We start from the raw sequence: 26,584 nt of genomic DNA, 5'->3' as shown, positions 1-26,584 counted from the left end.
GCTACCTTCCGTTACAGTAGGCAGTGTTTTTACACTCTCCCCTCGACGCGAAGGTGTCTTAGCCCATGGCCTCTCCCACGGAATTTTCCTCTGTCATCCCCGGTCACGTCCGCGCCGCCGCCGGCGTGACCCCGCCCGCCGCCTCTAACCGCAAGTACTGGTCCGGCCTCGCCAACGCGGTCATGGACCACATCGCCGCGGACTGGGAAACCACCCGCCGCGCCTACGCGCCGGCCCGCCGCCAGCACTACTTCTCCGCCGAGTTCCTCCAGGGCCGGGCCCTCCTCAACAACCTCACCAACCTGGGCCTGGTCGATGACGCCCGGGAGTATGTTCAGTCCACCGGCCGCGAGCTGGCCGACGTCCTAGAGGCGGAGCACGACGCGGCCCTGGGCAACGGCGGCCTGGGGCGTTTGGCCGCCTGCTTCCTAGATTCCGCGGTCACTCAGAACCTGCCGGTGACCGGCTACGGGCTGCTCTACCGCTACGGCTTGTTCAAGCAGACCTTCGACAACGGCTACCAGGTCGAGAAGCCGGACGCGTGGATGGAAAACGGCTACGACTTCCTGGTCCGCCGCGCCAGCACGCAGCGCCGCATCCACTTCGACGACATGGACGTGCGCGCCATCCCCTACGACCTGCCGATCACCGGCTACGGCACCCGCAACGTCGGCACCCTGCGCCTGTGGAAATCGGAGCCCATCGATGATTTCGACTACGACGCCTTTAACTCCCAGCGCTTTACCGACGCCATCGTCGAGCGCGAGCGCGTCATGGACATCTGCCGCGTGCTCTACCCCAACGACACCACCTACGAGGGCAAGGTCCTGCGCGTGCGCCAGCAGTACTTCTTCGTCTCCGCCTCCCTGCAGGAGATGGTGGACAACTACCTCGAGCACCACGGCGAGGACCTGCGCGGCTTCGCCCAGTACAACTGCATCCAGCTCAACGACACCCACCCGGTGCTGGCTATCCCGGAGCTGCTGCGCATCCTGCTCGACGAGCACCAGATGAGCTGGGATGATGCCTGGAAGGTGGTCACCGAGACCTTCGCCTACACCAACCACACCGTCCTGGCCGAGGCCATGGAGAAGTGGGAGGTCTCGATCTTCCAGCGCCTGTTTTGGCGCATCTGGGAACTGGTCGAAGAAATCGACCGCCGCTTCCGCGAGGACATGGCCCAACGTGGCCTGGACCAGGGCACCATCGACTACCTGGCCCCGGTGGCAGACGGCCAGGTCCGCATGGCCTGGATCGCCTGCTACGCCTCCTACTCCATCAACGGCGTGGCGGCCCTGCACACCGAGATCATCAAGGCCGACACTCTGCGCGACTGGTACGAGATGTACCCGGAGAAGTTTAACAACAAGACCAACGGGGTTACCCCGCGCCGTTGGCTCAAGATGTGCAACCCGCGGCTGGCGGACCTGCTCACCCGGGCCAGCGGTTCGGACAGCTGGGTGACCAACCTGGACGAACTCGCCGGCCTCGCCGGGCTCGCCGATGGCCCCGACGGCGCCGCGCTGCTGGACGAGCTGCGTCAGGTCAAGGCCGCTAACAAGCGCGACTTCGCCGAGTGGATCCACCGCCACCAGGGCGCCGAGGTCGACCCGGATTCCCTCTTCGACGTGCAGATCAAGCGCCTGCACGAGTACAAGCGGCAGCTGCTCAACGCGCTCTACATCCTGGACCTGTACTTCCGCATCACCCAGGACGGGAAAAAGCCCACGCCGCGCACCTTCATCTTCGGCGCGAAGGCCGCTCCCGGCTACGTGCGCGCCAAGGAGGTAATCAAGCTCATCAACTCCGTGGCCGAGCTGGTCAACAACGACCCGGCCACCCGGGATATCATCCGCGTGGTCTTCGTGGAAAACTACAACGTCTCCCCCGCCGAGCACATCATCCCGGCCGCCGACGTCTCCGAGCAGATCTCCGTCGCCGGCAAGGAGGCCTCCGGCACCTCCAATATGAAGTTCATGATGAACGGCGCGCTGACACTTGGCACCCTCGACGGCGCGAACGTCGAAATCGTCGACGCCGTAGGCCGCGAGAACGCCTATATCTTCGGCGCCCGCAACGACGAGCTGCCGGGCCTGCGCGAGAACTACCACCCGGGCGCGCTCTACCACGAGGTGCCCGGCCTGGCCCGCGCCCTGGATGCCCTGACCAACGGCACCTTGGACCGCAACTTCGAGGACCTGCGCTCCAGCCTTCTCGATGGCTACGGCACCTCCGCCGCCGACACCTACTACGTCCTGGGCGACTTCGCCGACTACCGCGACAAGCGCGACCAGGCGGCCGCCGACTACGCCAACGACCCGCGCGGCTGGGCCCGCAAGTGCTGGCTTAACATCTGCTACTCGGGCCGCTTCTCCGCCGACCGCACCATCCACGACTACGCCACCGAGGTCTGGCACCTCGACGCCCTACCGATCGACTAGGACTTAGACACGGACAAGCGCCCGGCACCTGGAATCGGTGCCGGGCGCTTGCGCCTTCAATCACAGTGTCTTAGGGGGCCGTAGGAGGCCTTAGGAGCGGGTCTCCCCCAGCAGGTGGCACTGGATCATGTTGGTGTTGCCGGAGATTCCCGGAGGGGTACCGGCGACGACGACCATCAGGTCGTTCTCGTCGTAGGCGTCCATGGACAGCAGGGCCTCGTCCAGGGCCTGCATCATCTCATCGGTCGAGCCGACCTGCGGGCTCAGGAAGGTCTGCGCGCCCCAGGTCAGCGCCAGCTGGGAGCGCACCGCCTGGTTCGGGGTGAAGACCAGCAGGGGCAGCTGCGAGTGCAGGCGGGCCACGCGGCGGGCGGTGTCGCCCGAGGTGGTAAACGCCACGATGGCCTTCGCGTTGAGGCGCTCAGCGATGTCGCGGGCGGAATAGGAAATCACGCCGCGCTTGGTGCGCGGGACGTGCGCCAGCGGCGGCACGCGGCCGTCGGTCTCCGCGCGGGAGACGATCCGGGCCATGGTGCGCACCACGTTGTGCGGGTCCACGCCCACGGAGGTCTCGCCGGAGAGCATCACCGCGTCCGCGCCGTCCAGCACGGCGTTGGCCACGTCGGAGGCCTCCGCGCGGGTCGGGCGGGAGTTTTCGATCATGGAATCCAGCATCTGGGTAGCCACGATGACCGGCTTCGCGTTCTCCCGGGCGATCTGGACCGCGCGCTTTTGGACCAGCGGGACCTGCTCCAGCGGCACCTCGACGCCCAGGTCGCCGCGGGCGACCATGATGGCGTCGAAGGCCAGGACGATAGACTCGAGCGCGTCCACGGCCTCCGGCTTCTCCAGCTTGGCGATGACCGGCAGGCGGCGGCCCTCCTCATCCATCACCTCGTGGACCAGGTCCACGTCCGCGGGCGAGCGCACGAACGACAGGGCGATGAAGTCCACGCCCAGGCGCAGGGCGAAGCGCAGGTCCTCAATGTCTTTTTCGGACAGGGCGGGCACGGAGATGTCCATGCCCGGCAGAGACACGCCCTTGTTGTTGGAGACCGGGCCGCCCTCGGTGACCTCACAGATGACGTCGTTGCCGTCGACTTCCTTGCAGACCAAAGCCACCTTGCCGTCGTCGACGAGCAGGCGGTCGCCGGGCTTGGCATCGTTAGCCAGGCCCTTGTAGGTGGTGGACACACGGTCGTGGGTGCCCTCAACGTCGTCGATGGTAATGCGGACTACCTCGCCGGTTGCCCAGTAGGTCTCGGTCTCCTTGAAGCGGCCGAGGCGGATCTTCGGGCCCTGGAGGTCGGCCAGGATGCCGACCGCGCGGCCGGTCTTATCCGTGGCTTCGCGCACCCAGCGGTAGTTCTGCTCGTGATCGGCGTGGTCGCCGTGGGACATGTTGAGACGGGCAACGTCCATGCCGTCTTCAACCAAGCGGTAAATAGCGTCTTCGCTCGCGACCGCGGGGCCGAGCGTGCATACGATTTTGGTTCTTCTATCCAACATCTATCTGTGCATACTCCTGTAATGGTGACTGCCTAACCATTCCCAACGTACCCCGCCCCCGCGGCCGGTGCCACTGCAAAAACGGAAACAATCCCACAGATTCCCACATTAGGGCTCGGAGCGCTCCTGCCCCGCCGCGGCAAACTTCGGATCCACCTCGTCCGCGGACTCCTGGCCGCGCGGCAGGCGGAAGAAAACAATGCAGGCCGCCACGAAGACCACCACGGAAACCAACACGTTGACGCGCACGTCGAAAATCAGCGTGGCCTCATCGGTGCGCATCTGCTCGATGAAGAAGCGGCCGAAGGTATACCCCATGACGTAGAGCGCGAAGACCCGCCCGTGCCCCAGTTTCCACGCGCGGTGCGCCCACAGCAGGAACAGGCATACGGCCACGTTCCACATCAGCTCGTAGAGGAAGGTCGGGTGGACCGAGGCGATGACCTCACCCGTGGAGGTGCCGCTGACCGGCGCGACCCGGCCGGCCTCGTCGACGCGATAGTAGATGTCCAACGCCCACGGGACATCGGTTTCCGCCCCGTAGAGCTCCTGGTTGAACCAGTTGCCCAGGCGGCCGATGCCCTGGGCCAGCACCAGCCCCGGCGCCACCGCGTCCGCAAACGGCCCCAGCGGGATGCCCTTGACCTTGAACATCACCCACAGCGCCACCGCCGCCAGCGCCACCGCGCCCCAGATGCCGAGGCCGCCGTTGGTGATCTTCAGCGCGTCGACCGGGTTGCACTCGGCACAGAAATACTTGTCGTAGTCCGTGATGACGTGGTAGAGGCGCCCGCCGATGATGCCGGCGGGGATGACCACGATGGCGGCGTCCCAGACGGTGTCCGGGTTCCCGCCCATCGCCCGGTAGCGGCGCAGGGTCATCCACATTGCGACCAGGATGCCGGCGACGATGCACAGCGCGTAGGCGCGGATAGGAATCGGGCCTAAGTGCCACACGCCCTGCGGCGGGGACGGGATATTGGCCAAGTTCATAATCTGCACGTACACAGTGTGCCCCAAAGCCCACCCGAATGCGAGATCAGGGGGTCTTGCGCGACGGGCACGCCGGGTGCTTGCCGGCGGCCACCAGGCTGCGGGCCAGGGCGGTGGGATCCTGGGCGGTCATCACCGACTCGCCCACCAGGACGGCGTCGGCGCCCTGCGAGGCATAACCAAGTAAGTTGCGGGGGTTTTCCACCCCACCGACGGCGATCCGCAGCAGGGATTCGGGCAGGCCGGGCACGATCTCGGCGAAGGCGCCGCGGTCGATGGCGTCCGAGGACAGCGACCACGCGTTGATGCCCACCACGGTCCCGCCGGCCTGCATGGCCCGGTCCGCGTCCTGGCTGCTGCGGATTTCCAGCAGGGCGACCATGCCGAGCGACTCGATCCGGTCCAGCAGGGCCTCCATGCGCGCCTGTTCCAAGAGGGCGACCTGCAGCGGCACGACGTCCGCGCCGAAGCAGCGGGCCTCGTGGATCTGGTACGGGTCGACGATGATGTCCCGGCAGATCATCGGCACCTCGGTGGCCGCCCGGATGAGCCGCATATCGTCCAGCGAGCCGTGGAAGCGGCGCCGGTCGGTCTGGCAGGCCATCATCACCACGCCGGCGTCTTCGAAGTCCCGGGCGAGCCGCGCCATCCGCTCCGGGTTGTCCAGGCGCGCGATTTCCCCCAGGTACGGCACCGCCCGCTTGAATTCGGTGATGACCGAGCAGCCGTTGGTCAAAAGCGCCGCCTTGGCGTCCCGGGGCGGTTCCATGGACCGGGATTTCGCCTTGATGTCTTGGAAAGAGACCTTCGCTTCGCGCGCGGCTACGTCTTCGAGGACGCCGGTGACTAGACGGTCAACGGCAATAGGGGTGGGCACCGGGGCACCTCCTCGAAGTAAGCGACAAGGATCACATGCGCAGTCTCACCTAAGGCTATCCCTTCAAGCGTGCCCAGCGGAAATCCAGAGGTACCCCCGATTGGCAAACTTTATGTTAAACGCCCACGTTGGTTGTCTAAATCGGTGGGGTCAATGTCAGCGTCCAGCGCGTCCCACAGCACCCGGCCGCTGTCCGGGGACTCCTGCAGATCCTGGGCCAGCTTCTCCTGCCGCATGGCGGGGGTTTCGTATTTGTTGGAGCGGGCGGTGTCCTCGCCCGGGCGGGTGGCCAACAGCACCGCGCCGAAAAGCGCGACGGCCGCGGCGACGAGGGCCAGCACGGGCCCGGCGGTATGCGCCGTGGCCTCCGTGATGACGGCCCAGTCCGAAATGGAGGTCACGTCCACCGCCAGGTCGTTGTCCTGGCCGGCCTGCAAAATGTCCTGGGCGCGCTGCACGTCCGGGCCGGCGGTCAGCAGCTGCAGGGGCCGCCAGGCCACCGCGGCCGCCGCCACCGCGCAGACGATGGCCACCACCCGGCGGGCCAGCCGCCGCAGCACCAGCCCGGCCAGCGTGCCGGCCAGCAGCAACAGCATGACGGCCATGAGCTCGACCGACCAGTGCGAGCCCAGGATGTCCACGACCTGCCCGCCGGACTTATCGTCCTCGGCGGAGGCCTGGACCCAGCTCATGCGCGACGAGCCCCACAGCCCAATCGCGCCGAGGGCCATGAGCAGCGGGCCAATTCGCTTTCCCACGTCTACTCCCTTCCTGCGGTTACTCAGGGATCCTAGAGTAGTACATCGGCGTCGAAGCAACTGCGATCGCCGGTGTGGCAGGCCCCGCCCTTTTGTCGGACGGTCACCAGGAGGGTGTCGCCGTCGCAGTCGAGCTGGACTCCCAAGACCTCCTGGGTGTTGCCGGAGGTCTTACCCTTGACCCAGTACTCCTGCCGCGAGCGGGAGAAATACGTGCCCTGGCGGGTGGCCAGGGTGAACGCCAGCGCGTGGTCGTCCATCCAGGCCAGCATCAGCACCTCGCCGTCCTCCGACTGGACGACGGCCGGCACCAGCCCGTCCGCGTTGCGCTTCAGGCGGCGAGCAATCGCCGGGTCCAGTTCGCACTCTGCCGGGTTGGCCGGGGCAGGCTCCGCCTCCGGTTGCGACACCGGCTCCGGCACCGGCCGGACCGGATACCCGGCGTGAGCCAGGGCGTCTTTGACCTCGCCGATGGTGGTCTTGCCGAAGTGGAAGATGGAGGCGGCCAAGACCGCGTCCGCGCCGGCGGCCACGGCCGGCGGGAAGTCTTCCGGCGCGCCCGCCCCGCCCGAGGCGATGACCGGTACGTTAACGGCGGCGCGCACGGCGCCGATGAGCTCGGTGTCGAAGCCACCTTCGGTGCCGTCGCTGTCCATGGAGTTAAGCAGGATTTCACCTACGCCCAGGTCGGCGGCGGTCCGGGCCCACTCCAGGGCGTCGAGGCCGGCGGAGCGGGTGCCGCCGTGCGTGGTGACCTCGAAGCCCGACGGGGCCCAGTCCTGGCGCTGCGCGGTCCGACGCGCGTCCAGCGAAAGTACGATGCACTGGGAGCCGAAGATCTCCGCCAGCTCCCGCAGCAGCTCGGGGCGGGCGATGGCCGCGGTGTTGACGGAGACCTTGTCCGCGCCGGCGCGCAGGAGGGCGCGCACGTCGTCGGCGCTGCGCACTCCCCCGCCGACCGTCAGCGGGATGAAGACCTGTTCGGCGGTGCGGCGCACGACGTCGATGAGCGTGCCGCGGCCCTCCTTCGAGGCGGAGACATCCAGGAAGGTCAGCTCGTCGGCGCCGAGCTGGTCGTAGCGGGCGGCCAGCTCCACCGGGTCGCCGGCGTCGCGGAGGTTGGCAAAGTTGACGCCCTTGACCACGCGGCCGTTATCGACGTCGAGGCAGGGAATAACCCGCACAGACAAGCTCACGGGGAGCACTCTCCTTATTTAAAAAGTCTGGGCCAGCGTGGGAGCTGGCCGGATAGCTGGTGTTTTAGTTGTCGGCCCGGTTGGCGCGGATGGAATCCAGGATGGTCGCGTGCACCTGCGCGGTGCCGACCACCATGCCGGCCGAGTGCACGGTCCACTCCTCGCCGTAGGGATCGGTGACCAGGCCCCCGGCGGAGCGCACGAAGAGCGCGCCCGCGGCGTTGTCCCAGGCGTGCGGGGAGAAATTCACCGCTCCGTCGAAGACTCCCTGGGCCACGAAGGCGCTGTCCAGCCCCACGGATCCGGTGATCCGCGGGCGCAGGCCCTTGCGCTTGAGATCGTTGAAGATGGGCGTTCGCAGGTGCGAGGAGCAGCCGACGTGGCCGCGGGCCTCGTCGAAGCCCAGCGCGTCTTCCCCGCCGCCGAAGCCGCTCGGCGGCCCGCCCACCGAGCGCAGCGGCGCGCCGTCAGCTGCCGCGAGCCGGCGCCCCAGAAGCGGGAAGTCCGCCACGGCCACGACGGGCTGGTGGTCCTGGACGAGTGCCACCAGGGTGCCGCACAGCGGGTTGCCGGCCGAGTAGTTGGCGGTGCCGTCGATGGGATCGACCACCCAGACGGTCTCGGCCAGCTTGCCGCCGGATTCTTCCCCGTAGACCGGGATGCCGGTGAGCTGGGTCAGGCGCCGGCGCAGGTTGGTCTCGATGGCGATGTCGACCTCGGTGGCGAAGTCGCCCTGGCCCTTGAACTGGGCCGGCTTCGCGCCCAGCCCGGTGCGGAAACGGTCGGTGGTCTCATCCACGATGGCCTCAGCGAAGGCCAGCAATTCCAGCGGCGATGTCATGGCGTGCTCACTCATCCTCGGTCGGTTTTTATCCTGCGGTGGGGTGGTCTGTGGGGTCGGTCTATCCTCTGTCTTCCGAGGAATCAAGGAGGTCGATGGGGGTCTCGGCCGGCAGCGGGTCTACCTGGCCCACCGCTGCAAGCGCGTCGTCTAGGCGGAACCGCCCCTCGTAGAGGGCCTTGCCGATGATCGCGGAGTCGATGCCACGGTTAAGGAAGGCGGCCAGCTCCGTGACGTCGTCCAGCGTGGAGATGCCGCCGGAGGCCGTCACTGCGGCATCGGTAGCCATGGTCACGTCCTGGAGCAGCTCCAGGTTGGGGCCGCTCAAGGTGCCGTCCTTGGTGACGTCGGTGACCACGAAGCGCTGGCAGCCGGCGGCGTCGAGGCGTTCGAGGACCTCCCAGAGGTCGCCGCCGTCGGACTCCCAGCCGTTGCCGCGGGTGCGCCACTCCCCGTCTTCTTCCTGGACCGCCAGGTCGACGGCGATCTTGTCGCCGTATGTGTCGATGACGCGGGCAATCCACTCCGGGTCCTGCAGCGCGGCGGTGCCGATGTTCAGGCGGCGCGCGCCGGTGGCCAGGGCGCGTTCCACCCCGGCGTCGTCGCGAATTCCGCCGGTCAGCTCCACCGGGATGTCGAGCCGGCCGACGACCTCAGCCATCATCTCGTGGTTGGAGCCGCGGTTGAAGGCGGCGTCCAGGTCGACGAAGTGAAGCCACTGCGCGCCCTGCTCCTGCCACTGCAAAGCGGCCGCCAGCGGATCGCCGTAAGACTTCTCGGTGCCGGCCTTGCCCTGCTCGAGGCGCACGGCCTGGCCGCCCACGACGTCGACGGCCGGCAGGAGTACGAAGGAATCTGTGTGCTGAGTCATTGTCTCTATCCTACCTACAGGGTGCCCATCCAGTTGGATAACAGCTTCAGCCCGGTGGCCCCCGATTTCTCCGGGTGGAACTGCGTGGCCCACAGGGCGCCGTTTTCCACCGCGGCCACGAAGCGATCGCCGCCGTGGCTGGCCCACGCCACCGACGGCGGGGTGGTGATTTCGGTCTCCAGCTCCCAGGTCCGCGCGCCGTAGGAGTGCACGAAATAAAAGCGCTCCTGCGGGTCGATGCCGGCGAACATCGCGCCGTCGCTCGCGCGCTCGAGCGTATTCCAGCCCATGTGCGGCAACACGTCCGCCTGCAGGCGGGTGACCATGCCCGGCCACTCGCCGCAGCCGGCGGTTTCGATACCGTGCTCGTTGCCGCCGTCGAAGAGCACCTGCATGCCGACGCAAATACCCAACACCGGCCGGGACCCGGCCAGACGCTGGCCGATGATCCGCGGGCCCTGGATGGCGCGCAGCCCCTCCATGCAGGCGGCGAAGGCTCCCACGCCGGGCACGACGAGGCCGTCGGCCTCCGTGGCCACCTTCGGATCCGCGGTGACTACGACCCGCGCCCCGGCTACTTCCAATGCCCGCTGGGCCGACCGGAGGTTTCCGGCCCCGTAGTCCAGCAGGGCTACCCATTTCTCCGCCACTAGTCCAGCTCCTTGTTGACGTTGTCGACGTTATCGACGTTATCGAGTGTGTTCTTTTTCAGTTCTTCGGTCCGGGTAACGGTCCGGCGCTGGTTTTTCGCCGGCGCCTTCCGCAGGCGGCGCAGGCGCGTGCGGATGTTGTCGAATTCGGCCACGCGGTGGCGGCCCAGGATGGTATCCAGGCCGGTCATCAGGATGCCGGCCAGGATGATGACGCCGCCGGCCCCGTACGCGCCCGCGTAGCCGTAGCCGGTGACCAGGGCGGCGAGCACGACCGAGCCCAGGCCCGTGCCGGCGTCGTAGAAGATGTTCCACACCGCCGAGGCCTGCGAAATCTTCGAGCGCGGCAGGCGGTTGAACATCGACAGCAGGGCCTCGTTTTGCGCGATACCAAAGGCGATGCCGAAAAAGACCGAGGCCAGCACCATCCACCACACGGACCAGCCGTTTACCATGGCGGCCGCCATCAGCAGCATGCCCACGCCGCCGATGACCTGGGCCGGGATGTACAGGTGGCCAGGCTCACCCAGGCGGTCGGCGACCACGCCCGCGAACAGGCGCGAGACCATCACCGATCCGCCCACGATGGACAGCATCAGCCCGCCCAGCACCGCGCCGGTTTCCGGGTCAATCTCGCGGACCGAGGCCGGCAAGAAGGAAGAGACCACGCCGTAGCTCATCGACAGGGTGGTCAGCGCCAGGGCCGGCACGATAACCAGCTTCCACGTGGAGGCCCTAGGCGCCTCGGAGGCCTCGGACTCGCTGCCGCTGCGCGGGTGCACGCTCGGCAGGCGCAGGCACATGACCACCGCCAGACAGGCGATGGCCGCGGCCGTGAAATAGGTCGAGGCGAAGCTGATGTTTTCGGCCATCGCCAGGCCCACCGGCAAAAAGATCATCTGCGACAGGCCGATGAACAGGCCCATCGTGCCGGTGGCCTTGCCCAGCAGGCGCAGCGGGACCAGCTCCGCGATGAGGGCGGATTCCGCCACCGTCAGCGCGCCGAAGCCGACGCCGCGTAGCGCGGAAAACAGCAGCACCTGCCAGACCTCCATGCCCAGCAGGTGACCCAGGGCGGGGATGCCCAGCATGCCGGCGGCCACGGCCATGACCGGACGGTAACCGAAGCGACTGAGTAACCAGGGCGTGAACATCTGGGTGATGACGGTCGCGGCCATGAACGCACCCGTCGACCCGCCGGCGAGCGTGTTCGAGCCGCCCGCGTCGAGCACCGCCATGGGCAGAACGGGAAGCAGCAGCGACCACGCGCCGAAGGCAGCGGCCACGGCGACCATGGTCTCCGGGAACCCCGGGACCTTCCACAGACTAACCTTGCCCTGCGATGCGCCTGCTCCTGCCATCTATTGCATCTCCCCAATCATCCAAATCAACGCGGTAATGGTCGTAATGCCGCCGAGTGCGGCGGCGACGATGGTCCAGAAGCGCGAGCCGGACTGGTAGGCCGTCCAGGCCCCTCCCAAAAGGAGCCCACCCAGCAGGAAAAGGATCCAGACCATCATGTACATGCGGCTACAGCGCTCCCTTCGTCGATGGTATGCCGTCCACGCGCGGATCGGATTCTACCGCTTGGCGTAGTGCCCGGGCGACTGCCTTGTACTCGGCCTCCGTGATGTGGTGGGGGTCGCGGCCGTAGCGGACGTTGACGTGCAGGGTGGTCTTGCTGTGGGCGGCAAAGGTTTCAAAAAAGTGCCTATTGATAACCGTAGCGTAGTGACCCCCAATGATTTGCCATTGGAGGTGCTCCGGCTCCCCGTGCATGACGAAGTAGGCGCGGCCGGACAGATCGACGACGGCCTCGACCAGGGTCTCGTCCATCGGCAGCAGCTGGGATCCGAAGCGGCGGATGCCGCGCTTGTCCCCTACTGCCTCCGCGAAGGCCTGGCCGAAGACGATGGCGGTGTCCTCGACGGTGTGGTGCGCGTCGACCTCGACGTCCCCGCGGGCGCTGACCTCTAGGTCGAAGCCGCCGTGCGTGGCTACGGCGGTGAGCATGTGGTCGAAAAACGGCAGGCCGGTGTCGATACTCGATTGGCCCGTGCCGTCGAGGTTCACGCTCACCGTGATATCGGATTCTTTGGTGCGACGGGTGGCCTTCCCGCGGCGCGGTTCCGGTTGGTTCATCAGGCGCGTCCTTTCTCAGCGTCGGTCTGGTAGTCGGTCAGCTGCGCGGCGGCGGCGAGGAAGGCGTCGTTCTCGCCCGGCAGGCCCACGGTCGCGCGCAGGAAGCCGGCCTGGCCGACGTCGCGGATGAGCACCTCGCGGTCCAGGAAGGCCTGCCAGGCGGCGGCCTGGTCGCTGAATTCGCCGAAGAAGATGAAGTTCGACTGGCTGTCGACGACGCGGTAGCCCAGCTCCCGGAGGCCGGCGACGACGCGGTCGCGCTCGGCCGCGAGCTTCGCGACGGTCTCCAGGGTCGCCGCGCGGTGGCGCAGCGCCACCAGGGCCGCGGCCTGCGACAGGGCGGACAGGTGGTACGGCAAGCGCACCAGCATGACGGCTTCCACGAAGGCGGGGTCGGCCACGAAGTAGCCCAGGCGGCCGCCGGCGAAGTCGAAGGCCTTGGACATCGTACGGGAGACGACCAGCTTGTCCGGGTAGTCGGCCAGCAGGCGCACGGCCGAAGGCCCGTCGGAGAATTCGGCGTAGGCCTCGTCCACGATGACGATGCCCGGCGCGGCCTTGACCAGCTCCTCGATGTCGCCGAGTTCCGTCACGTCGCCGGTCGGGTTGTTCGGGGTGGTCACGAACACGACGTCGGGCTGGTGCTCGGCGATGGCCTGGCGCGCGGCCGCCATGTCAATGCGAAAATCCGCGCCCCGCGGGCACTCCAGGAATTCGGTCTGGGTGCCGGCGGAGAGCACTGGGTGCATGGAATAGGAGGGCGTGAAGCCCAGCGCGCTGCGCCCGGGGCCGGCGAAGGCCTGCAGCAGCTGCTGGAGGACCTCGTTGGAGCCGTTGGCCGCCCAGACCTGCGCGGCCGCGACCTCGACGCCGGTGCGCTCGGTGACGTAGTCGGCCAGGGCCTCGCGCAGCTCGACGGCGTCGCGGTCCGGGTAGCGGTTGAGCTGCGGTGCGACCCGGCGGACCTCGCTGACCAGCTCCTCGACCAGCTCGGCAGACGGCGGGTACGGGTTTTCGTTGGTGTTGAGTTGGTTGGCGACCTTAAGCTGCGGGGCGCCATAGGCGCTGCGCCCGCGCAGCTCGGGGCGCAGGGGAAGGTTTTCCAGGGACAAGGACACGACAAGCCTTTCTGACAAGGTCGGTGTGGGTGGCAGGTGGCGTTTTAGCGTTCGGTGCGGGCGCGGATGGCCTCCCCGTGGGCGGGCAGGCGCTCGGCGTCGGCGAAGGCGATGACGTGGCTGGCCACCTCGCGCAGGCCCGTCTCGTCGTAGTCGATGAGGTTGACCGGGCGCAGGAAGGTGTGCGTGGACAGCCCGGCGCCATACCGCGCGGTGCCGGAGGTCGGCAGCACGTGGTTGGAGCCGGCCGCGTAGTCGCCCAGCGGGACCGGCGAGAACTCGCCGACGAAGATCGCGCCGGCGTGCCGGATGCGTTCCGCGACGGTGCGGGCGTTGCGGGCGTGGACCTCCAGGTGCTCGGCCGCATACGCGTCGGCCACGCGGATGCCGGCGTTGATGTCATCGACCAGGATGATCCCGGACTGCTTGCCGCGCAGGGCCTCGGCGGCGCGCTCGGCGTTGGCGGTGGCGGTGTAGCGGGCCTCAACCTCGGCGTCGACGCGCTGGGCCAAAAACTCCGAGTCGGTGATCAGCACGCTGGCGGCCATCGGATCGTGCTCGGCCTGGGAGATGAGGTCGTAGGCCACCAGGACCGGGTCGGCGCTGTCGTCGGCCAGCACGGCGATCTCCGTCGGGCCGGCCTCCGCGTCCACCCCGACAAACGAGGAGACCTGCCGCTTCGCCGCAGCCACGAAGATATTGCCCGGGCCGGTGATCATGTCGACCGGCTCCAGGCCCGCGGCGTCGTCGCCGTAGGCCATCAGCGCGACCGCCTGGGCGCCGCCGACGGCCCAGACCTCGCTCACGCCCAGCAGGGCGCAGGTAGCCAGCACCGTCGGGTGCGGCAGGCCGTCGTGATCGGCCTGCGGCGGGGAGGCCACTACCAGGGACTCCACCCCGGCGGCCTGCGCCGGGACCACGTTCATCACCACGGACGACGGATAGACCGCCTGCCCGCCCGGCACGTAGAGGCCCACGCGCTCGATGGGCGCGAAAACCTCGGTGACGGTCGCGCCCTCGCCCAGCTGCGTGGTGTGCGGCTGCGGAACCTGCTCAACATGGACCTTGCGCACGCGCGCGATGGCCTCCTCGATCGCGGCGCGAACGTGTGGCTCTAGGACCTCGACGGCGGCATCGATAGCCGCGGCCGGAACCTGGACCGCCGCCGGGCGGACGTGGTCGAAGCGCTCGCCGTAATCCAGCGCGGCGGATTCGCCGCCGGCCTTGACCGCCTCGACGACGGGGGCGACGGTGCCGGCCACCGATTCGACGTTGACGCCGCCGCGGGGCAGAACCTTCCGCAGCGCCGACGTCGTCAGCTCGGTATTCCGCAAATCAATGGTATTGAGCAATCTTATGCCTCCTCAAAGGGCCAAACGTGTAGTAGAGACCATCTTAGGAGCAATTTCTACGTGCCGGGCCCGTATGAGCAGATAGACTTGGGACGCGGGCCAAAATTTCGGCCCACCCGGCCGGCGCCGGTGCCCCTGGCGCCCCACTGACCGTCCCCAAGCCGTAAAGAAAGCAGGTGTTAGACGTTGACCGCCTCCCCTCGCCCCGGTTTCCCGGATTCCTTGGCGCCGGTGGATCTGCCCCGCGTCTACTCCTGCGCCCAGGAGATCGGCCTGCCGCTGCGCTGGGCCGATGGCCCCCAGCCCCAGCTGGTCTACCAGCACACCCCGCACTGCCGGCTGACCCTGGCGCTCAACCCGGACAACCCCGCGGTCATCAACTGCCGCCTGGAATTCGACGGGCCCATCGCCTTTTCCGCCATCGACGACTTAGCCCAGGCGCTCAACGAATGGAACCACGACTGCTTCACCCCCACCATGGTCTTCGAGCACAGCGGCCTGGAAAACCTCACCCTCTCCGGGCACGGGGCGATTGTCAGCCACCAGGGCCTGACCACCGCGCAGCTGGAGTCCTGCCTCATCCGGGCCCTGTCCAACGCCGGCGCCGCCTTTGACTTCTTCATCGAGCATTTCCCCGAGGTCGACCACGCCCCCGGCAGCGCCGCGCACACCAGCTGGGCCGGGTGGGCCCCGGAGCTTAGCGAGGACGACAGCGAGCGGCCGGCGCCCGTGAGCTACCCGCGGCTGCGCGAGCGCCTGCGCCAGATGGGGGTGGTCAACCAGCACGGCCTGGAGGATGGCCCGGTCCTGGCCTGGATCAACGAGGTCCTGGTCAGCTTCGCCATCGACTCCGGCCCCTCCGTGGTCATCAACGGCCGCTGGGAACCGCAGCTGCCGGCCGCGGAATTCTCCAAGCTGTTTTTGACCTGCAACGACTGGAACCGCACCACGGAGGCCTCCTCCGCCTTCTGCCACTTAAGCTCCCCGGAGCCGGGAAGCACTGACAGCACTGACGATGCCGCGGCCGGCACCGAGAGCACCGTCGACGTCCACATCGATTATTCGGTCGTCACCGCCGAGGGGCTCACGGACGCGCAGCTGACCCAGCACATCGGCATCGGGCTGCACAACATCCTCTACGGGCTCGACTCGATTGCCCGCGACGTCGTGGGCGTCTCCCCCGTCAAGTGGCCTCACTAGGCTGGGTGGTTGTCGCCGGCCGTAACCGGGGCCGCGGTCGGGGCTTCTTGGGCCGGTTGGGCCTGCTGTGCCTGCTGGGCTTCCCAGGCTTCGTCGCCGCTGACGAAGGCCGCCGACCAGTAGCCGAACATCGCCATGAAGGGCGCGGCCAAGAGGGCGACCCCGAGCGGGAACGGCGGGACGAACTCCGCGCCGGCGACCATCTCGGCCGGCTCGGTGGGCGCGAAGAGGCCGGAGAAGACCACAAAGGCGGCGGCGCCAGCCAGCGCGCACACGCCCACCCACAGCAGGGTTCCTAACCCGCGGAAGCGCGCGCCTCGCGTAAAGGCCGACACGCCGGTGACCGTGCCGGCTATCCCGGTAATCACGGTGAAGCTCAGCATCGCCACCGCCGGCGCCGAGCCCATATCCACGCCGAAGCCGCCCTCGGGCAGCTCCACGAGGGCGACGCGCGGGCGCCACAGGCCCCACAGGATGCCCGCGACCCCGAAGACCACGAGTACGCAAGCGAATAACCCCGCAGCGAAACCGACGCTGCGGGGTGGAGTAAACGAGCGGCTCAACATAGCCTTCCAGGCTACCCTGCCGGGTGCTGCTAGTTACAGAAGGTCCAGTTGCCACCCTCGTTGGCAAAGCGCATGGTGGTGGTGTCCGGGCCCTGCGGGGTGGCTACCTCCACGGTGGCGGAGGCGGTGTTGTCCTTGACCTTGATGTCGCGGATGTCCTGGACATAGGTGTTCTTCCACTGGCCGTTGCTGGCCTCGTCCATGGAGACCGGCGGGATCTGGTTGTAATCGGCGTTGCGCAGCTCCGGCTGGGCGTCCAGCACGCGCTGGCAGGTATGATCCGGCATGTAGCGCATGAAGGAGCGCATGTCCTGCTGATCGTACAGGCCGCGGACCAGGCCGTTGATCTCGCCGGACACGGCGCCGTCGGCAGCCTGGCCGCCCTCGACCGGGGCGATGTCGGCCTGGCCCTGCAGCGGGTCGCCGCCCTCGAACGGGTCAACTAGGGACTCGGCCGCCGCGGCCTGGTCGCCGCCGGCGTTGTTGCCGTCCTGGTGAGAGGCGGAGCGCTCCTTGCCCTGAGCGGACTTCTCGGCGTCCTTGTCCTTGGCCTTGGCCTCGGAGGACTTCTCGGCGTCCTTGTCCTTATCCTCGTCCTTGGCCTTGGAGCTCGGGGCCTCCTTGGTGGCGGTCTCGGTCGACGGAGCAGCCTCGGTGGAGTCTTCCTCGTCAGAACCGCAAGCCGTAAGGGTCAGTGGAACGACCAACGCAAGCGCGGCAACGGACATCTTAGACGGGGTGAAAAGGGACAACGTTTCTCCTGACGATTTGAGGGACTACAGGCTTTCGGGGCGCTACCCTAACGCAGCGGCAGTACACCCTTAACGTCGAATATCATAACAACCCTTGCGTGGCAGGACAGTTACAGTTTGGTCATAGAAACCTGTGAACGTGGGCGTTCTGGCCCACGCTGGGCCGGCCCGCTAAACTAGGTCATCGTGCAGTTATCCCGCGAAACCATCATCAAAGCCGCCCTTGACCTGCTAGATACCTACGGGCTGGCAGACACCACCATGCGGCGCGTCGCGGGCTCGCTGGGGGTTGCCCCCGGCGCGCTCTACTGGCACATCACCAACAAACAGGGCCTCATTTCCGCGCTTGCCGATGCCATCCTGGCACCCCTGAACGGCACCTCCCCCGTCGAGCTCAGCCTGAGCCTGCGCTTAGCCCTGCTGGCCCACCGCGACGGCGCCGAGGTGGTCTCCGCCGCCCTGTCCCAGCCGCACTCGCTGTCCTGGGAGCAGCTCGTAGCGCGCTTCAAGTCCGCGCTGGCCGCCGCCGGCCACGGCGCTGACGATGCCACCCGCCAGCTCGGCGCCGAATCCCTCCTCCACCTAGTCTTGGGGGCCACCACCCTGGAGCAGTCCCTGCTGCAATACCAGGCGGCTACCGGCGACGCGGCAGCCGAGGAGCGCGCGGGTGAGCACTCCGGGGCGGACAAGCTCGCCCGCGCGGTTCACATCGTGCTCGCGGGTACCGACTCGCTCGACAGGTGAAAGCGCCCGGTTGCCATTAAGCTAAGCAGCCATGAGCGCAACTTCCCGCACCCAGATCACCCAGGTTTGGCCCGGCTCGCCCGCGCCCCTGGGTTCCACTTTCGACGGTTCCGGTACAAATTTCGCCCTCTTCTCCGAGGTGGCCGACAAGGTAGAACTCTGCCTGATCGATGCCGCCGGGCAGGAAGAGCGCATCGAACTCACTGAGGTCAGCGCCCACGTCTGGCACTGCTACCTGCCCTACGTCTCGCCCGGCCAGCGCTACGGCTACCGCGTCCACGGGCCTTACGATCCCGAGGCCGGCCTGCGCTGCGATCCCTCCAAGCTGCTGGTGGACCCGTACGCCCGCGCCTTCACCGGGGAATTCGATCGGGACGCCGCGCTGTATTCCTACGACATCCACGCCGCGGAGCCCGGGACCGGGCGCAACACCTCCGACTCGCTCGGCCACACCATGTATTCGGTGGTCATCAACCCCTTCTTCGACTGGCGCGGGGACCGCCGCCCGCACACGCCCGAAAACGAAACGGTCATCTACGAAACCCACGTCAAGGGAATGACCATGCAGCACCCCGGCGTCCCGGAGCACCTGCGCGGCACGTACGCCGGCATGGCCCACCCGGCGGTCACTGACTACCTGCGCGACCTCGGCGTGACCGCCGTGGAGCTCATGCCCGTCCACCAGTTCCTCCAGGACGACCGCCTGCGCGAGCTGGGGCTGCGCAACTACTGGGGGTACAACACCTTCGGCTTCTTCGCGCCCCACCAGGACTACGCCTTTGCCCGCAAGCCCGGCGAGGCCGTGGCCGAGTTCAAGACGATGGTGCGCGCCTTCCACGCCGCCGGCATCGAGGTCATCCTCGACGTGGTCTACAACCACACCGCCGAGGGTAACCATATGGGCCCCACCATTGCGTTTAGGGGCATCGATAACCAGGCCTACTACCGCCTGGACGATGACAACCCCGAGTACTACATGGACTACACCGGCACCGGGAACTCGCTGAACGTGCGCCACCCGTCCTCGCTGCAGATGATCATGGACTCGCTGCGCTACTGGGTCACCGAGATGCGCGTCGATGGCTTCCGCTTCGACCTGGCGGCCACGCTCGCGCGTGAGCTCAACGACGTCGACAAGCTGGCCACCTTCTTCGACCTGGTGCAGCAGGACCCGGTGGTCAGCCAGGTCAAGCTCATCGCCGAGCCCTGGGACGTCGGCCACGACGGCTACCAGGTGGGCAACTTCCCACCGATCTGGAGCGAGTGGAACGGCAAGTACCGCGACACCGTCCGCGACTTCTGGCGCGGCGAGCCGGCCACGCTCGGAGAGTTCGCCTCCCGGCTGACCGGTTCCTCCGATCTCTACGGCAACAACGACCGCCGCCCGACTGCCTCCATCAACTTCATCACCGCCCACGACGGCTTCACCCTCGCTGACCTGGTGACCTACAACGACAAGCACAACGAGGACAACGGCGAGGACAACCAGGACGGCGAGTCCTTCAACCGCTCCTGGAACCACGGCGTCGAAGGACCCACCGACGATCCCGACATCCAGCGCCTGCGCCGCCGCCAGCAGCGCAATTTCCTGACCACGCTGCTGCTGAGCCAAGGCACCCCGATGCTCAGCCACGGCGACGAGTTCGGCCGCACCCAGTCCGGCAACAACAACGCCTACTGCCAGGACAACGAGATCTCCTGGATGGACTGGTCCCTGCTGGAGCAGGAGAAAAATTCCGAGCTCTACGGCTTCACCAAACGGCTCATCGGCATCCGCCACCGCCACCCGGTCTTCCGCCGGCGCCGTTTCCTGGCCGGCGGCCCGCTGGGCACCGACGCGCGCGACCGCGACATCGCCTGGCTGGTGCCCTCCGGCAAGCTGATGACCCAGGACGACTGGGACCACGACTTCGGCAAGTCCCTGATGGTCTACTTGAACGGCAACGCGATTAGCGAGCCCGACGCCCGCGGCCAGAAGATCGTCGACGACTCCTTCGTGATGATTTTCAACGCCCACCACGAACAGATCGAGTTCACGCTGCCCACCCAGGATCTCGGGGCGAAGTGGAAACTGGTGGTCGACACCGCGCACCCCGGCGGATACCCCACCGAGGAAATCCTGATCCCGGCAGCGGGTACCATCGATGTGCAGCCGCGCTCCACGCTGTTACTCAAGCAGGTGGAGCCGCCCGTTCTCGATTAGTTCCTGCTTGGAAAGGCCCTGATTTTAGTGTCGGTTAAAGCCCACGGCGCCCACGTCGATGTCACCGCTACCAGCGTGGAGATCCACCACTCCGTGCTCTCGCTGAGCCTGGGGAAGCCGGCCACCACCTCGGTCCCGCTCGCCGACATCAGGGGTTTAAGCGTGCGCGAGCCTACCGCCACCGCGCAGGGCTGGGTGGCGCTGGAGGGCGCGGGAGTGACCATCCCCGTCGACCCGCACCAGGACGCCGAGGCCATCCGCGCGCTGATCGCCGCCGCCCAAAGCGGCGAGCACGACCCGGGCGTGCCGGGGCTGGATTTCACCGCCGTCGACGTCGAGACCGCCAACTGGCACTGGGGCTCCATCTGCCAGGTCGGCGCGGTCCGCTTCCGCGACGGCCGCGAGACCGAGTCGCGCACCTGGCTGTGCCAGCCGCCGGCTAGCTGGCCCGACTTCGACGAGGTCAACACCTCCATACACGGCATCACCGCCGCCGATGTCGCCGATGCCGCCCCCTTTGCCACCGTCGCCGCCGAGCTGGTCGACTTCGTGGGCGACGACGTCTTCGTCGCGCACAACGCCCAGTTCGACTCCAGCGCCCTGCACTCCGCCCTGCAGGCCACCTCCAGCGCCGTCCCCGACTGGCAGCTGGCCTGCTCCCTGGCGCTGGCGCGCTACTGCTCCGCCCGCGGGGTACTGGATGTGGCCAACCACAAGCTGCCCACCGTCGCCGCGGCGTGCGGGCTCGAATCCTTCAGCCACCACGACGCCTGCGCCGACGCCCGCGCGGCCGGCGTCATCGTCGCCGGCCTGGCGCAGAAGCTGGGGCTGACCGGGGGGATCGCCGGGCTCTTCGACGAGTGCGGCTTCCGCCTGGGGTCCCTGTCTCCCAAGCAGGTCATGCCGGTACTGCAGGACAACGTGGCGCCGACCTCGGCGGCCGACCTGGGCGCGGGCACGGATTTCCGCTCGCAGACCCGCGAGTCCGGCGCGCGGCGGCCCGCCCCCTGGAAGACCGTCGCCACGCCGGAGACCATCCCCGATCCCAACCCCGACGCCGACCCGCAGGGCCCGCTTTTCGGCCAGCACGTCACGCTGACCGGCGACTTCGAGCCCTTCGACAAGGGCCAGCTGTGGTCCGCCATCGCCGAGCGCGGCGGCGTTATCGGCAAAAACGTCACGAAGAAGACCACCCTGCTGGTCGTTGGCACGTGGGCGAAGAAGACCTCTAAGGAAAAGCGCGCCGAACAGCTGCGCGACAAAGGCCAGGACATCACCTTCTGGAGCGCCAACGAACTCCTCGACGCGGTGGGCTTGAGCGACCAGCCGCCGTTCTAAGGGAACCGTTGCGGCCGCGGCGCAGTCTAACTATTCGTCAGGGATTCCCGCCGACTTCCCAGGAGAATAGCTGTGACCACCGCCCTCCACCCCGCCACGCACCCGGAGCTGAGCTTAAGCGGCCTGCTGCCCCGCCTGGTCCGCCAGCGCTGGACGACTAATACCGGGCTATCCGACGACGGCTTCTGCGACTCCGTGGCGACCCTGCCGCTGTCGCAGAACTGGTCGATGACCCTGCGGTGTACAACCTCCGACGGCGGCATCAACGTCAGCCAGCGCGGCCTGGACGAGCTGGGCGTGTCCATCCAGCACGCCTGGGATTTCGCCGCCATCAACCTGGCGGAGGCCTCCCGCTCGGAGTACGGTACCCAGTTCTGGATGCGGCCGGCCAGCGCGGTCCTCGGGCCGGGCTGCCCCGACGGCGTGCAGGTGGCCACCTCGCGGCACCCTATTAGCTCCTGGCTGGCCCACCCGCGCGCCTTCCTCCTGCTCGACGATCACCTGCGCACCGTCCTGGCTGCCCAGCGCCTGGTCTACCTCGTGCCCGACCCTGCCACGGTGATTGCGCTGGCCGGCATCGGCCACCAGGAGGCCACGGCGTGGGCGCAACGGGCGCAGGAAACGCGGCCGCGGCATCGGGTGCAACTGTCCTCGGTGCCGTTACTATTGGTGCAGGGGTTTCCGCAGGACTACTGCCTCAACATTTAAAGCTCGACCAGAAAGGAGCCGCCCTGTGGCCCGCCTGGGCACCCGTTACCACGACTGGAACCGGCAGCACCCGCACGCCGCCGCGGACTTCCACTCGGCCATCGAAGAATTGCTTAACGATGCCGGCGTCATCTTCGATCACGTCTCCGCCCGCGTGAAGAGCTGGTCCTCGTTCAAGGCGAAGGCGAAAAAGCGCAACTCCGACGGCGATCCGGTCTACCCGCACCCGTGGGAGGATATCCACGATCTGGTCGGCGTGCGCGCGACGGTTTTCCACTCCACCGCCATCCCGCAGGCCATCGACGTGTTAAGCGAGTCCTTCGAGGTCCTGCGCTCGGTCGACAAGGCGGCGCAGACGCGGATTTCCGGCGGCTTCGGCTACGGCTCGCACCACCTGGTGCTGCGGGTGACCGACGCCATCGAGGAGCTGGCCGCCTACCGCGGCTTCACCTTCGAGGTGCAGGTGCGCACCGTCCTGCAGCACGCCTGGGCCGAGTTCGAGCACGACATCCGCTACAAGCAGGGCCCCAACCCGCCGTCGCCGCAGGTGGACCGCCTGTTCACGCTGGCGGCCGGGCTGATCGAGCTCGCCGACCAGCAGTTCGACGAGATCGCCGCGCTCAAGAGCCCGCGGACCGAGACCACCGAGGACGTGGTGGTCACGGCGGAGACGCTGCCCGGGATTCTCACCATGCTGCTGGGCTCGCGCTTCCCGCGTTCGCGCTCGGATCACTACCGCTGGCTGGAAGAACTGCTCGAGCTCAACGGGGTGACCACGGTGCGCCAGCTCCAGGAGCTGCTCAACGACGAGGACATCGCCTCCCTGCAGGAGGCCTTCCAGTACCGCTTCCGCCCCGGCCACATCCGACTGGTCGACGATCTCCTGCTCAACCGCTTCGGGCAGGCGCACATCGATGCCACCGCGCACACCGGCAACCGCACCGACCGCGCCAAGCGCCTGCGCGGGCGCTTAAAGCAACTGCGCGGCTAGGCTAGCGGAAGCCGCCGCGGAACTTCTCCATCTGGCGGCGCTCCCGCTTGGTGGGCCGGCCCGCGCCCTTCGCGCGGACGGGCACCGACGGCTGGAACTGCCGCGGCGGGGGCGGCGGCGCGTGGTCGGTGTAACAGGTGCGCGCGACCGGCGCCCCGACGCGCTTGCGGACGGTGGCTAGCACCTCGAGGTCGTATTCGTGGTGGTCCTTCCACACGCGGACGCGGTCGCCGGGGACGACCTGCTGCGAGGGCTTGACGGCCTCGCCGTTGATTTTGACGTGGCCGGCTTTGACGGCATCGGCGGCCGCGGAGCGGGTCTTGAACATGCGCACCGCCCAGACCCACGCGTCGATGCGAACCGGCCTACCAGCAGGCTGGTTATCCATGGATTAGTAGTTGTTGTAGTTCTGGTTGATGATCTTGCGCACCTTAAGGAAGTTGGCGGCGCCACCCACGACGGCCACCACCAGGCCGAGCACCAGCCAGAAGCCGGGGTTGCCGAACAGGATAGTCATCAGAACGCCGCCGCCGACCCCGGCGCCCACGGAGATGAGGCCGTTGCGGGAGTGCTTGCGGACTGCTTGCTTGCGCGCTTCAATCGGATTGTTGGGACGTCGCTGCATGGTCATGGCACGCTATTCTACCTCACGTACCAGGTAACTCCACCCAGGCTCGCCCGCCGGCCCGCGGGGTCACCCGCCCCTGCGTCAGCGCCGCGAGCTCGGCCTCCAGCCCGTCGCGGCCGCCGGGCGCGCACGCCAACGTATAGGTCACCGCCGCGCCGTACTGGGTGTCCTGGATGTCGTAGCCGCGGGCCCGCAGGTCCGCCTCGAGGCGGCCGGCCTCCGCGTGGGCGACCTCAATCGTGTAGAGCTCCCGCTGCGCGCGGGTAACGCGGTCGACCTGCGCGACCGCCTCGCTGAGCGTGCCGCCGTAGGCGTGCACCAGCCCGCCGGCGCCCAGCTTGATGCCGCCGAAGTAGCGCACCACCACCGCGCACACGTCCAGCATGCCGCTGCCCTTGAGCACGTCCAGCATCGGTTTGCCGGCGGTGCCCGACGGCTCGCCGTCGTCGGAGGAACGCTCCACCGGCTGCGCCCCGTTCTGGTGGTAGACGTAGGCGCTGCAGTGGTGGCGGGCGTCCGGGAAGCGCTCGCGCACGCTCGCGATGAACCCGCGCGCCTCCTCTTCGTTCTGGGCCCGCGCGACGAGCGCGATGAAGCGGGAGCGCTTAATTTCTACTTCATGCTCGGTGACCTTCCCGGCCGCGGGTAGCGGGTAGCGCTCCATTAAGACACCAGGAATTCGTACTCGGGGGTGCCCGGCTCTAGGCGCTGGCACTTGATGCGCGACTCCTCCATCCGGGCGAGCAGCCCCGGCAGGCCGACGGCCTCCCCGAGCTGCAGACCGACCAGCGCCGCCCCGGTCTCGCGGTTGTTGCGCTTGAGGTACTCGAACAGGGTGATGTCGTCGTGCGGGCCCAGGATCTCCTCCAAGAACGCGCGCAGCTGCCCGGGTTCTTGCGGGAAGTTGACCAGGAAGTAGTGCTTGAGCCCGCGGTGGACCAGGGAGCGCTCCATGATCTCGGCGTAGCGCAGCACGTCGTTGTTGCCGCCCGAGATGACGCAGACGACGGTGGACCCGGCAGGGGCATCGACAAGCTCGAGCCCGGCCACGGACAGGGCGCCGGCGGGCTCGGCGATGATCCCCTCGTTCTGGTAGAGCTCCAGCAGCTCGGTGCACACCGCGCCCTCGGAGACCGTCTCGCAGCTGAGCCGCTCGCGGTTGTGGCTGACGATGTCGAACGGCAGCGAACCGATGCGCCCCACGGCCGCGCCGTCGACGAAGGGATCGATCTCGTCCAGCGTCACCGGCTCGCCCGCCCGCAGGGCCGCGGTCAGCGATGCCGCCCCTTGCGGTTCAATCCCGTAGACCTGCGTGCGCGGGGACATGTCGGCCAAGTAGCTGACGATGCCGCCCAGCAAACCACCGCCGCCCACCGGGACGACGACCGCGTCGAGGCTGCGCCCCTGGGCGGACAGCTGCGAGACGATCTCCGCGGCGACGGTGCCTTGGCCGGTGATGGTGTCGCGGGCGTCGAAGGGCTCGATCATGGTGGCGCCGCGGGCTTCGGCATCGGCGCGGGCTGCGGCCGCCGCCTCGTCGAAGTTGGCGCCGACGACGACCAACTCGACCGCGTCGCCGCCGTGGACCAGGATGCGGTCGCGCTTTTGCTTCGGGGTGGGGCCGGGCACGAAGATTTTGCCCTTGATGCCCATGGTGCGGCAGGCATAGGCCACGCCCTGGGCGTGGTTGCCCGCCGATGCCGCCACTACCCCGCCGGCACGCTGCTCCTCGGTCAAGTTGGAAATCGCAAAATAGGACCCGCGGATCTTGTAGGAACGCACGTCTTGCTGGTCTTCCCGCTTGAGGAAGACTTCGTAGCCTGTAATCTGCGACAGACGCGGGCAGTAGTGCAGCGGGGTGGGAGCGATCTCGGACGAAATGCGGGACTGGGCCAGCTGGACGTCGGAGGCTCGGATGGGGTCGAAGTTTTGCGTCATGTCGGTTCATTCTAGCGGGCAGGGTGGCGGCCGGTGCGCAATACCTATAGTTTGACAGACATTCCCCAGCACCGGGGTGCCCTGGACCACTAATGCGCCCGCAGGGGTAGACATCTCCAAACAACCTGATAAATTCATCTGAGGATATTTAGCACCGTTTCTCTCGTCTTGTTTTTAAGGAGTTCCCACCATGCGCCGTACTCGCCTTTCCACCACCCTTGTCGCAGCCGCCGCCGTCACGTTCGGCCTCGCCTCCCCGGTAGCCATGGCCGACGAAGCCGCGGAGACCCCGCTCTCTTCCGCATCCTCCACTGACAACTCCACCGAGAGCGTTGACGCCGGCGACACCAGTGCTCCCGAAGGTTCCGACGACAAGGACGGCGACGAGGGCGACGAGACGAAGGGCGATAAAGAGCCCGATACCATCTTCGGATCCAGCGTTGAGCAGACCGAGAAGCTGGAGGAAATCATGTCGTGGGTCTCCGTGGTGGGCGCGCTGCTGGCTGGCATCGTGCAGGCCACCGTGATGCTCGCCCAGATCAACCCGGCTATCCTCAACCCGCTCAAGGATCTCCTAAAGCAGGCCGGCGTTAAGTTCTAGGGCTTAAGGCACGCCGAGTAGGCGCTACGGACGTGGTCCGTGGCGCCTTTTTGCGTATTTCGGCTGGCCTTGTTCCTTGCGGCCCGGCAGTCGCGGGGGTTGGTTGACTTTATTCCTTGTGGCGGCCTCTCGCGGCTTTGCTCTCGCGGCTTTGCTTTTTCGGCTGG

At 67.7% G+C, this 26,584-nt stretch carries 27 protein-coding genes and 1 pseudogene; 8 read left to right on the top strand and 20 right to left on the bottom strand.

Features of this window, described 5'->3' with window-relative positions; genetic code table 11:
- Positions 1 to 65: 65 nt before the first annotated feature.
- A complete protein-coding gene (locus QQS53_RS05855) occupies positions 66 to 2,441 on the top strand; it encodes a glycogen/starch/alpha-glucan phosphorylase (RefSeq protein ID WP_472774949.1) in 2,376 nt (791 codons plus the stop codon).
- A gap of 90 nt (positions 2,442 to 2,531) precedes the next feature.
- Here the strand turns inward: QQS53_RS05855 and pyk are convergent, their stop codons facing one another.
- From pyk to hisD, 14 genes and pseudogenes are all read right to left on the bottom strand, one after another.
- Entirely contained in the window at positions 2,532 to 3,947 is a 1,416-nt protein-coding gene (gene pyk, locus QQS53_RS05850; RefSeq protein WP_472775062.1) for a pyruvate kinase, read from the bottom strand.
- 111 nt (positions 3,948 to 4,058) lie between these two features.
- The gene (gene lgt / locus QQS53_RS05845) at positions 4,059 to 4,952 is read right to left on the bottom strand and encodes a prolipoprotein diacylglyceryl transferase (RefSeq protein WP_472774948.1); all 894 of its coding nucleotides are present in this window, start codon (positions 4,950 to 4,952) and stop codon (positions 4,059 to 4,061) included.
- A gap of 37 nt (positions 4,953 to 4,989) precedes the next feature.
- The gene (locus QQS53_RS05840) at positions 4,990 to 5,820 is read right to left on the bottom strand and encodes an indole-3-glycerol phosphate synthase TrpC (RefSeq protein ID WP_472774947.1); all 831 of its coding nucleotides are present in this window, start codon (positions 5,818 to 5,820) and stop codon (positions 4,990 to 4,992) included.
- 110 nt (positions 5,821 to 5,930) lie between these two features.
- Entirely contained in the window at positions 5,931 to 6,578 is a 648-nt protein-coding gene (locus QQS53_RS05835) for a TIGR02234 family membrane protein (protein ID WP_472774946.1), read from the bottom strand.
- Positions 6,579 to 6,610: 32 nt separating this feature from the next.
- A complete protein-coding gene (gene hisI, locus QQS53_RS05830) occupies positions 6,611 to 6,988 on the bottom strand; it encodes a phosphoribosyl-AMP cyclohydrolase (RefSeq protein ID WP_472775061.1) in 378 nt (125 codons plus the stop codon).
- 15 nt (positions 6,989 to 7,003) lie between these two features.
- A pseudogene (gene hisF, locus QQS53_RS05825) lies at positions 7,004 to 7,774 on the bottom strand (imidazole glycerol phosphate synthase subunit HisF); the annotation flags it as partial.
- A 64-nt stretch (positions 7,775 to 7,838) separates the two neighbouring features.
- Positions 7,839 to 8,615, bottom strand: coding sequence for an inositol monophosphatase family protein (locus QQS53_RS05820; protein WP_472775060.1), 777 nt, complete (start codon positions 8,613 to 8,615; stop codon positions 7,839 to 7,841).
- Between the two features lie 61 nt (positions 8,616 to 8,676).
- Positions 8,677 to 9,486: a bifunctional 1-(5-phosphoribosyl)-5-((5-phosphoribosylamino)methylideneamino)imidazole-4-carboxamide isomerase/phosphoribosylanthranilate isomerase PriA gene (gene priA / locus QQS53_RS05815; RefSeq protein ID WP_472774945.1), complete on the bottom strand. Its 810-nt coding sequence runs from the start codon at positions 9,484 to 9,486 to the stop codon at positions 8,677 to 8,679.
- Between the two features lie 14 nt (positions 9,487 to 9,500).
- A complete protein-coding gene (gene hisH / locus QQS53_RS05810; RefSeq protein WP_472774944.1) occupies positions 9,501 to 10,136 on the bottom strand; it encodes an imidazole glycerol phosphate synthase subunit HisH in 636 nt (211 codons plus the stop codon).
- Positions 10,136 to 11,497: an MFS transporter gene (locus tag QQS53_RS05805; RefSeq protein WP_472774943.1), complete on the bottom strand. Its 1,362-nt coding sequence runs from the start codon at positions 11,495 to 11,497 to the stop codon at positions 10,136 to 10,138. Before QQS53_RS05805 ends, hisH begins: the two co-directional genes overlap by 1 nt.
- On the bottom strand, positions 11,498 to 11,662 hold the full coding sequence (locus QQS53_RS05800) for a hypothetical protein (protein WP_296205084.1): 165 nt from the start codon (positions 11,660 to 11,662) through the stop codon (positions 11,498 to 11,500).
- 4 nt (positions 11,663 to 11,666) lie between these two features.
- Positions 11,667 to 12,278, bottom strand: a complete 612-nt coding sequence (hisB, locus tag QQS53_RS05795) for an imidazoleglycerol-phosphate dehydratase HisB (RefSeq protein ID WP_472774942.1) — start codon at positions 12,276 to 12,278, stop codon at positions 11,667 to 11,669.
- The gene (locus QQS53_RS05790; protein WP_472774941.1) at positions 12,278 to 13,414 is read right to left on the bottom strand and encodes a histidinol-phosphate transaminase; all 1,137 of its coding nucleotides are present in this window, start codon (positions 13,412 to 13,414) and stop codon (positions 12,278 to 12,280) included. The genes hisB and QQS53_RS05790 overlap by 1 nt, the downstream gene beginning before the upstream one ends.
- A 26-nt stretch (positions 13,415 to 13,440) precedes the next feature.
- Positions 13,441 to 14,748, bottom strand: a complete 1,308-nt coding sequence (gene hisD / locus QQS53_RS05785) for a histidinol dehydrogenase (protein WP_472774940.1) — start codon at positions 14,746 to 14,748, stop codon at positions 13,441 to 13,443.
- A gap of 186 nt (positions 14,749 to 14,934) precedes the next feature.
- Between hisD and QQS53_RS05780 the strand changes: the two genes are divergently transcribed.
- Positions 14,935 to 15,948 carry a type III secretion system chaperone family protein gene (locus tag QQS53_RS05780; RefSeq protein WP_472774939.1) on the top strand — a complete coding sequence of 338 codons (1,014 nt, stop codon included), beginning with the start codon at positions 14,935 to 14,937 and terminating at the stop codon, positions 15,946 to 15,948.
- Here the strand turns inward: QQS53_RS05780 and QQS53_RS05775 are convergent.
- Together QQS53_RS05775 and QQS53_RS05770 are read right to left on the bottom strand one after the other, a co-directional pair.
- Complete coding sequence (locus QQS53_RS05775; RefSeq protein ID WP_472774938.1) at positions 15,945 to 16,445, bottom strand: hypothetical protein; 501 nt, start codon at positions 16,443 to 16,445, stop codon at positions 15,945 to 15,947. The genes QQS53_RS05780 and QQS53_RS05775 overlap by 4 nt on opposite strands.
- Before the next feature lie 98 nt (positions 16,446 to 16,543).
- Positions 16,544 to 17,266, bottom strand: a complete 723-nt coding sequence (locus QQS53_RS05770) for a hypothetical protein (RefSeq protein ID WP_472774937.1) — start codon at positions 17,264 to 17,266, stop codon at positions 16,544 to 16,546.
- Positions 17,267 to 17,452: 186 nt separating this feature from the next.
- Between QQS53_RS05770 and QQS53_RS05765 the strand changes: the two genes are divergently transcribed.
- The 5 genes from QQS53_RS05765 (at position 17,453) to QQS53_RS05745 (ending at position 23,250) form a co-directional block, all read left to right on the top strand.
- Positions 17,453 to 18,010 carry a TetR family transcriptional regulator gene (locus QQS53_RS05765; RefSeq protein ID WP_472774936.1) on the top strand — a complete coding sequence of 186 codons (558 nt, stop codon included), beginning with the start codon at positions 17,453 to 17,455 and terminating at the stop codon, positions 18,008 to 18,010.
- Between the two features lie 31 nt (positions 18,011 to 18,041).
- Positions 18,042 to 20,213 (top strand): glycogen debranching protein GlgX, encoded by a 2,172-nt coding sequence (gene glgX, locus QQS53_RS05760; RefSeq protein ID WP_472774935.1) that lies wholly within the window; start codon positions 18,042 to 18,044, stop codon positions 20,211 to 20,213.
- Positions 20,214 to 20,240: 27 nt separating this feature from the next.
- Entirely contained in the window at positions 20,241 to 21,551 is a 1,311-nt protein-coding gene (locus tag QQS53_RS05755; RefSeq protein WP_472774934.1) for a 3'-5' exonuclease, read from the top strand.
- A gap of 72 nt (positions 21,552 to 21,623) precedes the next feature.
- Positions 21,624 to 22,259, top strand: coding sequence for a hypothetical protein (locus QQS53_RS05750; protein WP_472774933.1), 636 nt, complete (start codon positions 21,624 to 21,626; stop codon positions 22,257 to 22,259).
- Positions 22,260 to 22,284: 25 nt separating this feature from the next.
- On the top strand, positions 22,285 to 23,250 hold the full coding sequence (locus tag QQS53_RS05745; protein ID WP_472774932.1) for a GTP pyrophosphokinase: 966 nt from the start codon (positions 22,285 to 22,287) through the stop codon (positions 23,248 to 23,250).
- Between the two features lies 1 nt (position 23,251).
- Here the strand turns inward: QQS53_RS05745 and QQS53_RS05740 are convergent, their stop codons facing one another.
- The 4 genes from QQS53_RS05740 to ilvA are packed head-to-tail and all read right to left on the bottom strand — an operon-like array spanning position 23,252 to position 25,816.
- Complete coding sequence (locus QQS53_RS05740; RefSeq protein WP_070769539.1) at positions 23,252 to 23,638, bottom strand: RNA-binding S4 domain-containing protein; 387 nt, start codon at positions 23,636 to 23,638, stop codon at positions 23,252 to 23,254.
- Positions 23,639 to 23,641: 3 nt separating this feature from the next.
- Positions 23,642 to 23,881, bottom strand: a complete 240-nt coding sequence (locus tag QQS53_RS05735; RefSeq protein WP_070769540.1) for a hypothetical protein — start codon at positions 23,879 to 23,881, stop codon at positions 23,642 to 23,644.
- 16 nt (positions 23,882 to 23,897) lie between these two features.
- The gene (locus QQS53_RS05730) at positions 23,898 to 24,542 is read right to left on the bottom strand and encodes a YigZ family protein (protein ID WP_472774931.1); all 645 of its coding nucleotides are present in this window, start codon (positions 24,540 to 24,542) and stop codon (positions 23,898 to 23,900) included.
- The gene (gene ilvA, locus QQS53_RS05725; RefSeq protein WP_472774930.1) at positions 24,542 to 25,816 is read right to left on the bottom strand and encodes a threonine ammonia-lyase IlvA; all 1,275 of its coding nucleotides are present in this window, start codon (positions 25,814 to 25,816) and stop codon (positions 24,542 to 24,544) included. The genes QQS53_RS05730 and ilvA overlap by 1 nt, the downstream gene beginning before the upstream one ends.
- Positions 25,817 to 26,006: 190 nt before the next feature.
- Between ilvA and QQS53_RS05720 the strand changes: the two genes are divergently transcribed.
- Complete coding sequence (locus tag QQS53_RS05720; RefSeq protein ID WP_472774929.1) at positions 26,007 to 26,417, top strand: hypothetical protein; 411 nt, start codon at positions 26,007 to 26,009, stop codon at positions 26,415 to 26,417.
- Positions 26,418 to 26,584: the final 167 nt, after the last annotated feature.

The organism is Corynebacterium sp. 2571A (assembly GCF_055700935.1).
Note: the sequence above shows the minus strand (reverse complement) of the source record. Positions and strands in the feature narration are given on the sequence as shown.